The following is a 13,161-nucleotide window of genomic DNA, read 5'->3' as shown; positions in this document are numbered from 1 at the left end:
TCAGTGTGCGCGTTTGCCCGCCCGATTTCCGGCAGACGGCTTTCCTGCGCCCGGTGCACCCCGCCGAGGCGTCAGGCCCTTGGAGGCCAAACGTTCCGAACGGGTCGGGACCGGGGTGCCGTCGGCCCGGATCTTCTTCACACTCTTGGGATCGGTGACGCGCCGCGAGGAGGCGGCTCGCTTGTCGCCGTCCTTTTTCATGCGGCCACCGGCAGCCGTCCGACCTGCGGTGTCGTGTTCCTGGCGTCCACGCTTTGCGGTGTGCTTGACGGCGACGGTCGTATCGGGAGCCTCGACCGGGATGCCCGTCGGCTCCATTGCTCCGGTGATACGCGTGAGTTCCAGATCGTCGGGGCGGACCCGCACACCGTGAACCTTGATGCCTGCCTGTTTGGTCAGCTTCTCGACCGCGTCACGTTCTTCGTCGGTGACGATGGTGACGACGACGCCCGATTCCCCGGCGCGAGCGGTCCGGCCGGCGCGGTGCAGGTAGTCCTTGGCCTCGGCCGGGGGATCGACGTGAACAACGAGGGTCACGTCGTCGACATGGATTCCGCGGGCCGCGACATCAGTGGCGACCAGGACGGGGGTTGTTCCGTCGGAGAACGACGCGAGGGTCTTGGTCCGGTTGTTCTGTGTCTTACCGCCGTGCAGAGCGCCGGCAGAGACACCGATCAAATGCAGCTGCTGCGCAAGCCGATCCACGCCGTGCTTGGTCTTGACGAACATGATGGTCCGCCCCGCGCGCGAAGCGATATGTGCGACAACGGATCTCTTGTCGTCGCGGTCGACGAAGAGCAGGTGATGCTCCATCGTCGAGACGGTGGCAACCGGGGGAGCAGTCGAGTGCGACGCCGGATTGCGCAGGTAACCCGCGACCAGATCGTCGACCTTGCCGTCGAGGGTTGCCGAAAAGAGAAGACGCTGACCATCTTTCGGCGTCGTGTCGAGAATCTTCGCGACCTCGTCGATGAAGCCCATGTCTGCCATGTGGTCGGCTTCGTCGATAGTCGTGATCACGACGTCGTCGAGCACTACCGACCGCTGCTCGAGCAGGTCGAGTAGACGGCCGGGAGTCGCGATGAGCAGATCGACGCCCCTGGTCAAGATGTCGGCCTGGCGCTTGATGGGAACACCACCGACCGCGTTGGCCACCCGCAAACCGATCTCGGTGGCGGCGTCGTCGAGTGCTTTGTGAATCTGGATCGCCAGTTCGCGGGTGGGAGCGAGCACCAAGCCGCGAGGACGATTCCGCTTGCTCGCCCCACCCTTGAGGCGCACCAACATCGGAAGCCCGAAGGCCAAAGTCTTTCCGGAACCCGTCGCGCCGCGCCCGAGCACATCCCGGCCGGCAAGGACATCGGGGATGGTGGCCGACTGAATGGGGAAGGGGGCATCGATGCCGCTCCGGCGCAACGCGTGCACCATCACGGCGGGGATTCCGAGGTCGACGAACGAACGCCCTTCGGTCGAGGTGGGCGAGTCGATCGTCGATTCCTGCATTTGTCCAGGCTACCGGGTATCGGTAGACGCAGATAACCGCATCTACCGATACCCGCTGTGAATCAGGCCTCGATTTCGCTGCGGTCACCGCTCCACAGCGTGTGGAACTTGCCGGGCTTGTCGATGCGCTCGTAGGTGTGAGCGCCGAAGAAGTCGCGCTGACCCTGTGTCAGGGCGGCCGGCAGACGCTCTGCGCGCAGACCGTCGTAGTACGACAGCGAAGACGCGAACGCCGGTACCGGAATGCCGAGCATCGTCGCCGTGGCGACCACACGGCGCCAACTGTCGATGCCCGCCTCGATGGCCTCGCGGAAGTACGGCGCCAGAATCAAGCTCGGCAGGCTCGGATCCGCGTCGAACGCGTCCTTGATGCGGTTGAGGAACTGCGCACGGATGATGCAGCCACCGCGCCAGATCGTTGCCAAGTCGGCAGGCTTGAGGTTCCAGTCGTACTCGGCGCTACCGGCAGCGATCTGGTCGAAGCCCTGCGCGTACGCCACGATCTTCGACGCGTACAGCGCGGCCTGGATGTCAGCGGCGAACTGCTCGGCGTCAGCCGGCTTGTCGCCGAGCGAACCCGAAGCCAATCCCTGCGCCTGGGCTGCGGCGCGCTGATTGCGGCTACCGGACAGTGCGCGAGCAAACACGGCCTCGGCGATACCGGTGACCGGCACGCCCAGATCCAGAGCGGACTTGACCGTCCAGCGGCCCGTGCCCTTCTGCTCGGCAGCGTCGACGATGACGTCGACCAACGGCTTGCCGGTCTCGGCGTCGACCTGACGGAGCACCTCGGCGGTGATCTCGATCAGGTAGGACTCGAGCGTGCCCTTGTTCCACTCGGTGAAGACGTCGGCAACCTGACCGGCGTCGTAGCCCAGCGCGTCACGGAAGAGGTTGTACGCCTCACCGATGAGCTGCATGTCGGCGTACTCGATGCCGTTGTGCACCATTTTGACGAAGTGACCGCTGCCGTCGGGGCCGATGTGCGTGCAGCACGGTGTGCTGTCGACGTGAGCGGAGATCGACTCGAGAAGCGGGCCGAGAGCCTCGTACGACTCCTTCGGGCCGCCCGGCATGATCGACGGACCGTTGAGTGCGCCTTCTTCGCCGCCGGAGATACCAGCGCCGACGAAGTGCAGACCGCGGGCGCGGATCGCGGCTTCACGGCGGATCGTGTCCGTGTACAGCGAGTTACCGCCGTCGATGATGATGTCGCCGGGCTCCATGGCGTTCGCGAGCTCTTCGATGACAGCATCCGTCGGCGCGCCGGCCTTGACCATGATCAGGACGCGTCGCGGCTTCTGCAGTGCGGCAACGAACTCTTCGACGGTCTCGGTGCGCACGAAATCGCCCTCGGAACCATGCTCGGCGATCAAAGCATCGGTCTTGGCGATGCTGCGGTTGTGCAGGGCAACGGTGTGACCGTGGCGGGCGAAATTGCGGGCAATATTCGAACCCATGACAGCCAGGCCGGTGACGCCGATCTGAGCCCGGGGTGATTCGGTGCTAGTGGTTGACATGCTTACAGCTTTCCCTCTCGGTCCGCGGCTGTGAAATCCTGCGCTGTGCGCAGCCGAAAACTGTGCGGCCGCGACGCGCGTGAACATCAGACCGTGCATACAAAACACGGATGCAGATCACTTTAATTGCAGTGACCTGCATCCGTCTCGATACAGCTTCCGGCGCAGCCGGAAGGTTCTCAGTGTTCAGTTGTCGAGCCGCAGCTCAGCGCAGGTATTACCGCTGATCGCGCTTCGGGCCGTCGAATCCGTCATAGCTACGACGGTCGGTGCGGCTGCGGAAGCCACCACCGCTGGTCGAGGCTGCGCGGTTGTCGCCGCCGTCGCGGTTGCCCTGGTATCCGCCGGAGGAGCGGTTGCCCTGGTATCCGGTCGAGGGGCGGCTGTCGCGGTCTCCGTAGGACGGACGGCTGTCGCGGTTGCCCTGGTATCCGCTGCCACCCGAAGAGCGGTTGCCCTGGTAGCCGCCGCGGCTCTCGCCGTCACGGCTTCCCTGGTATCCACCCGAAGAGCGGTTGCCCTGGTAACCCGTCGACGGGCGGCTGTCGCGGTCTCCATAGGACGGACGGCTGTCGCGGTTGCCCTGGTATCCACCGCTGGAGCGATCACCCTGGTAGCCACTGCCACCCGAAGAGCGGTTGCCCTGGTAGCCGCCGCGGCTCTCACCGTCACGGTTGCCCTGATATCCACCGGAAGAGCGGTTGCCCTGGTATCCGGTCGAGGGGCGGCTGTCGCGGTTGCCCTGGTATCCACCGCTGGAGCGATCACCCTGGTAGCCGCCGCGGCTCTCGCCGTCGCGGTTGCCCTGGTACCCACCCGAGGAACGGTTGCCCTGGTATCCGCCGGAAGAGCGGTTGCCCTGGTAGCCGCCGCGGCTTCCGCCACGATCACCGAAGGAACGCTCGCCACGAGAAGAGCTCTCGCGCAACGGTTCTCCGGTCGGCTTCTTGGCGCCGGTGATACGAGCCAGCTCAGCAGAACCCGGGGTGACGGCGACGGCAGCGGCATTGACGCCGGCCATTCCGGTCAGACGCTTGAACTGACGCTTTTGGTTGGGCAGCACGATTGCGACAACGGTGCCCTTCTCGCCGGCGCGAGCGGTACGACCCGCGCGGTGCAGGTAGTCCTTGTGGTCAGCCGGGGGATCGACGTGAACGACAAGGTCGATGCCGTCGACGTGGATTCCGCGCGCTGCGACGTCCGTTGCGACGAGGACCGGGGTGCGGCCGTTCTTGAAACGCTCGAGGACGCGGGTGCGCTGATTCTGAGCCTTGCCGCCGTGAAGCGACTCGGCAGCGATGCCGACTGCGCGGAGTCGGTCGGTGATTCCCTCGCAACCGAGCTTGGTACGGGCGAACATGATCGTGCGTCCGTCGCGGGCACCGATCTCGGCGAGGACGGAATCCTTCTGGCCGCGGTCGACGAGGAGGACGTAGTGCTCCATCGTGTCGACGCTCGCGCGGCCGTCTTCGGTGGAGTGCGTGACGTGGTTGGCCAGGAACTGACGAACCAGCGACTGGACCTCACGGTCGAGGGTCGCCGAGAACAGCAGGCGCTGTCCGTCTGCGGGGGTCTCACCGAGGATCGAGCGAACCTCGGGCAAGAAGCCCATGTCCGCCATCTGGTCGGCTTCGTCGAGTGCGGTGATTTCCACCGAGTCGAGGATGCAAGTGCCCTGACGCAGGTGGTCGCCGAGACGACCCGGGGTGGCGACGAGGACGTCGACGCCGCGGCGGAGCTGATCGACCTGCTTGGCGAACGGCGTTCCACCGACAGCGGGACGAACCGTGAGTCCGAGTGCGCCGGCGTAGGAGTTGAGGGAGTCGACCACCTGGAAAGCAAGCTCACGGGTGGGGACGAGCACGAGTGCACGGGGACGCTTGGCGGCCGGGCGATCCTCGTGGCGCGAGAGGCGGGTCAGCATCGGCAGGCCGAATGCGAGGGTCTTACCCGATCCGGTCTGTGCGCGGCCGAGAACGTTGGTTCCGGCGAGCGCGTCCGGGATGGACTGCGCCTGGATGGGGGACGGGACGGTGATGGAGTTGCGCGCCAATGCGGCAACAAGCTGCTCGGGCAGGCCGATCTCGGCGAAGGTGATACCCGGCTCGGTGGCGACTGCTTCTTCGGCAGCGGGGGTGTTGACGGTGGTGTCTTCGATGTTCTCGGAAGACGACATTTGGACAGCGTTGGTCACGCGGAAACCTCTCCGGACTACGGGCACGTCGCGGAGCGGAAGAAGCCATGCTGAAATACACGACACAGTTCGCAAAGGGACGAGCCAGGGCACATGTCACCTGGCAATCCGAACGCATACTGCGGGGAATTGGGCTGTGTGCCGTTATATGTTGACGGACCACGATGGTGGCCGAGGTCCACTCTACGCCACCGGCTAGGTCGAAGTCAGGTAACCCCGCCTGTGACCTGCACTACTACACGTGGTTGCGCTGGTCAAGACTCAGTAGGCGTTGAAAAGCAGGCGAAGTTCCGTGAGCCAGGGCACTGCCACAGCCACGGTGGGCACCACGAGAATGGCGACCGCCCCCAGATACGCAAAAACTGCGATGCGGGGATCTGCGTCGTCGGCCGAGAGGCGCTGCACTCTGATGAGCGTCGACGGCCCGCCCGCTGCCATTGCCCCGCGGGGTGCGGTCGATCCGGCACACGCGACCAGTGCCCGCGCGAGGGGAGTGGGACCGGTAGCCCGCACGGCTGAATCGTCGGCGAGCAACTCCACCAGGAGCTGCACCGATCCGAGGGCCGACTTGCTACGAACGAAACGAGGGAACGCGTGATTGACGGCCGTGAAAGCCTCGAGAACCAAATCGTGACGAGCTCGCAGATGTGAACGCTCGTGCGTCAGGATGGCCTTGACCTCGGCATGATCGAGGTTCTGCAGAGTGCCCTGACTGAGAACCACGCGTTGACGCAGACCTGGCAGGCAGTACGCGATCGGTTCGTCGACGTCCAGTACGCGCAGATCGGGTGTGCGTTCCACCGACGCGGGCATGGCGCAGTCGTCGAGAAGGTCCACCAACACGCGGTGACGTGCACGGCGACGTCGGGTCCTCACAGCGACCTGGATGATCGAGAAAATCAGCTTCGCGCCGATCAGAAGCGTCAGGGCGAAAACAACCACGTACAAAATCCACAGCGGCAACCCGAGTGCATCGATCTCGGCCGTCGGGGCCGTCGTCGGCCTGCCGTCAGCACCGGGAACGAGCAGCTGGCTGGCAATGGCCAGGCCCGAGCTGAATGCCGACAACACCGCAGCGATCGCGACGGCTTGCCACAGGACCAACGCCGCGCGTGGAGCGCGGTAAGGCCACGTGGAGCGGCTCAGGAGTGCGGGTACCGGACCGGCCAGCAACAAGGCAAGCAGTCCGAAAACCAGTGCAGTAGTGGCGTTCATGTCCTACACATCATGCACGACGAATTCAGTTCGGCCTAGAAATTCCGGGCTGCGCAGCCTTTTTCGCGGACTCGCGCACCTCGAGGGCAGCGAGCGCTTCGCGGAGAGCATCTGCTTCGTCTGCATTGACCTGGCCCACGAAGTGAACGAGTGCCGCAGCGCGACCGCCGGACTCCGGAGCCTGGGCGAGAGCGTCGACCATCAGGCTCGCAACCAGTTCTTCGCGCTTGTTGACGGGAAGATAGCGATGCGCGCGATCGTCGCGCTGCTGAATCACCAGATGCTTCTTCGCCAGGCGCTGCAGAACGGTCATGACCGTCGTGTACGCCAATTCGCGATGCGTCGCGAGTGCTTCATGCACCTGTCGCACAGTTTGCGGTTCTGATGTGGACCACAAATGATCCATCACCGCGCGTTCGAGTTCACCTAGACCTGCCATTCTTCGATTCTACGGACTTCCACGACGAAATACGTACTACTGGTAGTAGTAACCGCCTCGGTAGGGGTGTGGTATTGGCCATAGTGATCTGCGTGACGGTTACGGTGGTGAGAGACGACCAAAGTCCCGACAATGAACATGCCCGATAATTGGACTCCGCCAGTCGATCCGCAGAAAGCAGCCGCACGTAGATGACGATCGACAGTTCGCCGAGCACCGAAGAATCCACATCACGGGCACGGGCAGTCGCGCAGAAAGCTGCCGACATCGTTCGTTTCGGCATTCGCGACGCACCGTTGACGGTCGTTTTACTTCTCACCATGTGGATCCTGGGCGCCGCCACCGGCAGCCTGGTGCACGGACCGTCCCGCGACCTCGAGCACGCGATCGGCGCGGGAATGGGCTCGATCCAGCACGGACGCATCTGGACTCCGCTCACCTCCGCTCTGTGGGCGGGAAACCTGCTCGGGTACATCGGTGCGAGCGTGCTCCTGATCGCGGTCGCTGCGCCCCTCGAGCGGCGCTTGGGGACGGTCAAGCTCGCAATCGCCGGAGCGAGCACCCAAATCCTCGGTGTACTCCTCGGACTCGGCTGGGCATCGTTCGTGAAAGTGTTCGACTCCAACTGGGGATTCCGCCTACACGTCGGCTCCGCTGTCGGCGCGAGCGCGTGGATCGTCGGCGCCGCCATGGCCGCCAGCTCGAACATGGGCACACTGTGGCGTCGACGCATCCGCGTCGGAACCCTGGCTTTGACCATCACCTTGGCCCTGTTCAGCGGCCAACTTCAAGATGTCATCAGGTTCTTCGCCGCCGTCGTAGGTCTGGTGATCGGCCAGTGGATCGTGGGACGGTCGGCTCGCGGTGAGCGAATCGCCGGGACCCAGCGGGAGGGCCGCGTCCTCGTGGCCATCGTCGTGGCGGCCAGTGCGATCGGCCCGATGATCGCCGCACTGTCCCCACAAGCGGTAGGTCCACTTGCCGTCCTTCGTGACCTCTTCCGCGGAGTTCCGTGGACCGTCGCCGAGGTTCGAGAACTGTGCGAGGAGTCCGCGTCGGACCCGGACTGCCGGCGAGGACTCCTCGAGCTCAGACTCTCGGGTATCGGGCCGACTCTGCTCTCGCTGATGCCGTCGATTTTTGTCCTGGTGCTGAGCGACGGGCTTCGGCGTGGCCGCAGATTCGCCTGGATTGCGACGGTGTGCGCTCAGGTTGTCCTGCTCGTCCTCTCGATCGGGAACTTCGTCATCAGGTTCGTCGACGCCGTGGACAGTGACAGTCTGTTCTACGGAATCAGCGATCCGAACGTGTACCGGACACTCGTGCCGTTCCTGACGCCGCTGTTCGTGCTGATCCTCTTGATCTCCACACGCCGATACTTCGACGTGGCGGCCCCGGCCAGGACATACAGACGCTTGGGCGTTGCGATCGTGACGTTGCTCGGGGTCCTCGCCGTGATCTACGTGGGCGGCGGAATGCTCGCCAGGCACGGGTTCGACCGCGAGCCCACTGTCACCATGCTGCTCGCAGACTTCCCTCAGCGCCTCGTACCGCCGGTGTACCTGCAGTTGATCGACCCGCGCCTGCTCCCTGTAGACATCGAGTCGACGCTGCTGTTCGAGTGGACCGGCGTCGTGTTCTGGGGCGTTGCTGCCGTGCTGGTCTTCGTGAGCTTCCTCAAGCCCGTCAAGACCGCTGATCCGAAAGCCGCCGAACGCGCGCGATCGATGTTGCTCGCCGGCACCGGCAGTCCGTTGTCGTGGATGACGACGTGGAAGGGCAACACCTACTGGTTCAGTGCAGACGGTTCGAGCTACGTCGCCTACCGCGTCATCGCCGGAGTCGCACTCACCACGGGTGACCCGGTCGGTCCTCCTGATCGGATGCGCGCAGCGATCGAGGGGTTCGCCGAGTTCGCGTCGTCGAACGGTTGGATTCCGTGCTTCTACTCGGTGACCGACGACGCGCGCACCATTACCGATTCCATGGGCTGGAGCGGCCTACAGGTCGCCGAGGAAACAGTGCTCGATCTGGGCGGAATCGCGTTCACGGGCAAGCGGTTCCAGGACGTGCGCACGGCACTGAATCGGGCGAAGAAGTCCGGGATCACGGCCGAGTGGATTTCCTTCCCGCACGCGCCTCTCGCGATCAAGGATCAGATCGTCGCGATCTCGGAAGAGTGGGTGGCGGACAAGGGGATGCCCGAGATGGGCTTCACTCTCGGCGGGCTCGACGAGGTCGACGACGAGGCGGTGCGCTGCCTGATCGCCGTCGACGAGGATCGCACGGTGCACGGTGTCACGTCGTGGCTGCCGGTGCACCGTGACGGCCAGGTCGTCGGCTGGACCCTCGACTTCATGAGGCGACGCTCCGAAGGGTTCCGGCCCGCGATGGAGTTCCTCATCGCTTCTGCCGCACTGAAATTGGAGGAGGAGGGTGTTGAGTTCCTCAGTCTGTCCGGTGCACCGTTGGCAACAATCGCCGCCGACTCCACTACGGACGCAGCCGAACCTGCGGCCACGACCTTCTCGGCGATGATGGACAGCGTCCTCGATCTACTCGGTCGCACACTGGAACCGGTGTACGGCTTCCGATCGCTGCTGGCCTTCAAATCGAAGTTCCAACCCCGGTACGTGCCGATGCACATGACTTTTGCCGATCCGGCCGCGCTACCGAGCATCGGCAACGCGGTCGGGCGGGCGTATCTGCCGACCGTGTCGATCGGTCAGGGATTCAAACTCGTTCGGACGATTCTGGGTCGCTGATTCGCGATCTTCAGGCGGGCTTGGCCGGCCCGCCGACAGCGCCGAAGACGTGTCGGGTGCCGATCGGGACGATCAGGGGCCGATCCGAGACCGGATCGTCGATGACTGCAGCTTCGAGACCGAAGACCTCGAGCAGAAGTTCCGCGGAAATGATGTCCTTGGGGACGCCCGAAGCGACGACGGCGCCGTCGCGCATCACGATCAGATGATCGCTGTACCGGACTGCGAGATTGAGGTCGTGCAGAACCATCACCACGGTGCGCCCCATTTCCTCGTGGAGTTGATCCACCAGGTCGAGGACTTCCATCGAGTGCGCAAGGTCGAGGTACGTGGTGGGCTCGTCGAGGAGCAGGATGTCGGTTCCCTGGGCGAGAGCCATCGAGATCCAGGCCCGCTGACGTTGGCCGCCGGACAATTGATCGACCGGCCGATCCGCAAGGTCCGAGACTCCGGTCAGCTCGAGTGCTTCGGCGACCTCGCCCTCGTCGTCCGCAGACCACTGCCGAATCCACGACTGATGCGGGTGGCGTCCACGTGAGACCAGATCGGCGACGGTGAGCCCTTCAGGCGCTACCGGCGTCTGGGGGAGCATGCCGAGGACCCGCGCGACTTCCTTGGTCTTCATCGAACTGATCGCTTTGCCGTCGAGGATGACCGATCCGCCCTTGGGCTTGAGTAGACGGCCCAGCGCGCGGAGAAGTGTCGACTTGCCGCATCCGTTGGGTCCGATGACCGTCGTGATCACGCCGGTGGGGATCTCGAGATCGAGTCCGTCGACGATGATGCGATCCCCGTACCCGAGCGTCAGATTCTGCGCGACGAGACGCGAAGGAGCATCGGTGGACTGGGCGATGGTGGTCATGCTGTGACCTTCCGATTGTTACGAACCAACAGGTAGAGCAAGAACGGACCACCCAGTGCGGAAGTCACGATTCCGACGGGGAGTTCCACAGGCAGAATTGTTCGAGCGATGACGTCGCTGCCGACCACCAGTACAGCACCGGTCAGCGCGGAAGCCACGATGGGCGGGCCGGCAGAGCGCACCAGACGCATGGCGACCTGAGGCGCAGCCAGGGCGACAAAGCCGACCGGACCTGCTGCGGCGGTTGCGATGGCGGCCAGCGCCACGGCGGAGAGCAACAGTTTGGCCTGCGATGATTGCAAGCGAACACCGAGTGAGGTGGCGTTGTCGTCACCCAACCGCAGCGCTCCCATGGTGAACGAGGCGATCACCGCGTAGCCGCCGACCACCGCGACAGCGATGGCTACCGGCCACATCTGATTCCAGGTGGCACCGTTGAGCGAACCGTTGAGCCACACCTGCGCTCGGGAAGCATCGTTTATGTCCGCCGAGATGAGGAGCCATCCCGTCGCTGCCACGAGCATGGCGTTTATGCCGATGCCGATCAGGATGAGGCGGAACCCCTCTACGCCTTTACGCCATGCCAAGGCGTAAATCACCACTGCTGTCAGCAGTCCGCCACAGAGTGCCGCCAACGGAATCCCCAGTGTGGCAAGCAGTCCCACGAACGACCCGCCACCGCCGAGCACGATGAGAGCAACTGCGGCAGCACTCGATCCGGCCGTGATTCCGAGGATGTCGGGGCTGGCGAGGGCGTTGCGAGCGATCGTCTGGGTGACCGCACCGGCAATGCCGAGTGCCATACCGATGAAGAGTGCGGTGAGCGAGCGAGGAAGTCGGAGGTCGAAGACGATCAGGTTCTGTGTCTTGCTTCCATTGCCGAGCAGGACGGAAATGACATCGGGGATCGAGATCGGATAGTCGCCGCGTCCGATGTTGATGCAGAGCAGAAGGAAGAGTGCGACCGCGAGTGCAATGCTCACCGACACCGCGAGTGGACGGTAGACGAGCGAGAATCCACCGATACGAATCGACTTACGGGAGGGGACGGTCCGGGGCAGTACCCGGAGTTCTTGCTTGAGCGTCACAGACTTGCCAACTTCCTGCGGCGTACGAGAGCGATGAAGAACGGAGCGCCGAAGAGGGCCAGGATGATTCCGACCTGCAACTCGCCGGGGCGCACGACCACGCGACCGATGATGTCCGCGGTGATCAGCATGACCGCACCGAGCAAGCCCGCGTACGGGACCAGCCATCGGTAGTCGGGTCCGGTGATGGCCCGGGCCACGTGGGGGACCACCAATCCGATGAACGCGATAGGTCCACACGCTGCAGTCGCGGCGCCGGTCAGCAGGGTGATCGCGATGATGCCGAGTGTGCGACTGAACGCGATGTTCGTTCCCAACGCTTTTGCGACGTCTTCACCCAGGCTCAGGACGTTGAGACCAGGCGTACTTGCCAGGGCGATGACCAAACCGAGTATCAGGAAGGGGAGGACCTGCCAGAGAACGTCGAACCCTCGACCGGACACCGACCCGACTACCCAGAAACGGTAGGCGTCCAGGCTGGTCTGGTCGAGGATGATCACGGCATTGGTCATGGCTTGCAGGAAGAACGCGACGGCTGCGCCCGCCAGAGCCAAACTCAGAGGACTTGCGCCGCCGTTTCCGATGGAGGACAAGCCGAAGACGACGATGCTGGCGACGAACGATCCTGCAAACGCGAACCAGAGATACTGACTCGGTGCGGTGAAGCCGAAGAGATAGATCGCCATGACTACGAAGAACGCCGCGCCGGCGTTGAGGCCGAGCAGACCGGCATCTGCCAACGGGTTACGCGTGTGTCCCTGAATCAGGGCGCCGGCGATACCGAGTGCGATGCCGACAACAAGACCCAGGATGGTCCGAGGCGCACGCAACGTTCGCACGATGATGTCCGTCTGGGTGCCGTCCGAACTGAAGATGGCGTGGAAGATCTCGGCAAACGTCAGCGGCCGAGCGCCCACCGCGATGCTCGCGAGCATGACGAGCGCGAGAAGTACCGTGAGCACCGCGAGACCGATCAGTCGGCGTCGACGAGTTGCCCCGACGCTGTTGTCGCGCGCGAGTTCCTCGAACCCTTCTTCGCGCGCCGTGCTTTCACGCACCACCTCGATACCGGTTCGATCGAACGGCCTGCGCAGAGCCCGGCGAACACCGATGGGCTGCTTTGTCTTCGCGTCTCGCGTGACCAGGCCTACCCATCCCTTTCCCGAGGTCCGGCCCGTGGCACCTTCGCGGAATCCGAGGTTCCACACAAGGAGACCGACGGCAATGGCTATTGCCGTCCCACCGAATACGGCGCGGTCGGCTTCGCCGCCACCGTTCTCGTCTCGGAGCGACTGAACGATGTACCAGCCGACGAGCAACGGAAGCAGGAACACCCCCGCGTCGAAAATGCCAGCTAGAACACGCATTCGGACAGGAGCCGGGCCGCGCGGCACTATGCGCCGTCCGTACGTCTCGCTGGGTCCTCGGGGATGTCCGTTCCCGAGAGGTTTGATCATCGTCACTGGCGGTTCGAGCTCCTGGTCTTTGTGCGCAGGGATTCGCATCTTAGGTTACGGAACCCTATGTGGGTGTGCTCCCCGCGGGGCAAGTTCCTGTGAATATGCGGTGCCCAGC

General features: G+C 64.2%; 9 protein-coding genes. 1 reads left to right on the top strand and 8 read right to left on the bottom strand.

Translation table 11 applies throughout. The features are described from left to right. The 5 genes from ACFQ6Y_RS05985 to ACFQ6Y_RS05965 all read right to left on the bottom strand — a co-directional run bounded on the left by ACFQ6Y_RS05985 (position 1) and on the right by ACFQ6Y_RS05965 (position 6,871). Complete coding sequence (locus ACFQ6Y_RS05985; protein WP_378630155.1) at positions 1-1,503, bottom strand: DEAD/DEAH box helicase; 1,503 nt, start codon at positions 1,501-1,503, stop codon at positions 1-3. A gap of 62 nt (positions 1,504-1,565) precedes the next feature. Continuing rightward, a complete protein-coding gene (gndA, locus tag ACFQ6Y_RS05980) occupies positions 1,566-3,023 on the bottom strand; it encodes an NADP-dependent phosphogluconate dehydrogenase (RefSeq protein ID WP_378630151.1) in 1,458 nt (485 codons plus the stop codon). 217 nt (positions 3,024-3,240) lie between these two features. After that, positions 3,241-5,217 carry a DEAD/DEAH box helicase gene (locus ACFQ6Y_RS05975; RefSeq protein ID WP_378630148.1) on the bottom strand — a complete coding sequence of 659 codons (1,977 nt, stop codon included), beginning with the start codon at positions 5,215-5,217 and terminating at the stop codon, positions 3,241-3,243. Between the two features lie 261 nt (positions 5,218-5,478). After that, the gene (locus ACFQ6Y_RS05970) at positions 5,479-6,432 is read right to left on the bottom strand and encodes a M56 family metallopeptidase (RefSeq protein WP_003944922.1); all 954 of its coding nucleotides are present in this window, start codon (positions 6,430-6,432) and stop codon (positions 5,479-5,481) included. A gap of 25 nt (positions 6,433-6,457) precedes the next feature. After that, positions 6,458-6,871 carry a BlaI/MecI/CopY family transcriptional regulator gene (locus tag ACFQ6Y_RS05965; RefSeq protein ID WP_003944876.1) on the bottom strand — a complete coding sequence of 138 codons (414 nt, stop codon included), beginning with the start codon at positions 6,869-6,871 and terminating at the stop codon, positions 6,458-6,460. 191 nt (positions 6,872-7,062) lie between these two features. Between ACFQ6Y_RS05965 and ACFQ6Y_RS05960 the strand changes: the two genes are divergently transcribed. Further along, the gene (locus ACFQ6Y_RS05960) at positions 7,063-9,636 is read left to right on the top strand and encodes a bifunctional lysylphosphatidylglycerol flippase/synthetase MprF (protein WP_378630145.1); all 2,574 of its coding nucleotides are present in this window, start codon (positions 7,063-7,065) and stop codon (positions 9,634-9,636) included. 10 nt (positions 9,637-9,646) lie between these two features. Here the strand turns inward: ACFQ6Y_RS05960 and ACFQ6Y_RS05955 are convergent, their stop codons facing one another. From ACFQ6Y_RS05955 to ACFQ6Y_RS05945, 3 genes are read right to left on the bottom strand one after another with little or no spacing between them, the layout of a single operon-like run. After that, the gene (locus ACFQ6Y_RS05955; RefSeq protein WP_020907760.1) at positions 9,647-10,498 is read right to left on the bottom strand and encodes an ABC transporter ATP-binding protein; all 852 of its coding nucleotides are present in this window, start codon (positions 10,496-10,498) and stop codon (positions 9,647-9,649) included. Further along, on the bottom strand, positions 10,495-11,586 hold the full coding sequence (locus ACFQ6Y_RS05950) for an iron chelate uptake ABC transporter family permease subunit (protein ID WP_230815623.1): 1,092 nt from the start codon (positions 11,584-11,586) through the stop codon (positions 10,495-10,497). The genes ACFQ6Y_RS05955 and ACFQ6Y_RS05950 overlap by 4 nt, the downstream gene beginning before the upstream one ends. Beyond that, entirely contained in the window at positions 11,583-13,043 is a 1,461-nt protein-coding gene (locus ACFQ6Y_RS05945; protein ID WP_230815749.1) for an iron ABC transporter permease, read from the bottom strand. Before ACFQ6Y_RS05945 ends, ACFQ6Y_RS05950 begins: the two co-directional genes overlap by 4 nt. Between the last annotated feature and the right edge of the window lie 118 nt (positions 13,044-13,161).

This window comes from Rhodococcus sp. NPDC056516 (assembly GCF_042794655.1).
GTDB lineage: Bacteria > Actinomycetota > Actinomycetes > Mycobacteriales > Mycobacteriaceae > Rhodococcus_F.
This window is presented reverse-complemented; position numbering and strand designations above follow the sequence as displayed.

Bases quoted from the DNA above. Each gene is read 5' to 3' on its own strand.
- ACFQ6Y_RS05985 (WP_378630155.1), bottom strand. From the start codon at position 1,503: ATGCAGGAATCGACGATCGACTCGCCCACCTCGACCGAAGGGCGTTCG.
- gndA (WP_378630151.1), bottom strand. From the start codon at position 3,023: ATGTCAACCACTAGCACCGAATCACCCCGGGCTCAGATCGGCGTCACC.
- ACFQ6Y_RS05970 (WP_003944922.1), bottom strand. From the start codon at position 6,432: ATGAACGCCACTACTGCACTGGTTTTCGGACTGCTTGCCTTGTTGCTG.
- ACFQ6Y_RS05965 (WP_003944876.1), bottom strand. From the start codon at position 6,871: ATGGCAGGTCTAGGTGAACTCGAACGCGCGGTGATGGATCATTTGTGG.
- ACFQ6Y_RS05960 (WP_378630145.1), top strand. From the start codon at position 7,063: ATGACGATCGACAGTTCGCCGAGCACCGAAGAATCCACATCACGGGCA.
- ACFQ6Y_RS05955 (WP_020907760.1), bottom strand. From the start codon at position 10,498: ATGACCACCATCGCCCAGTCCACCGATGCTCCTTCGCGTCTCGTCGCG.
- ACFQ6Y_RS05945 (WP_230815749.1), bottom strand. From the start codon at position 13,043: ATGATCAAACCTCTCGGGAACGGACATCCCCGAGGACCCAGCGAGACG.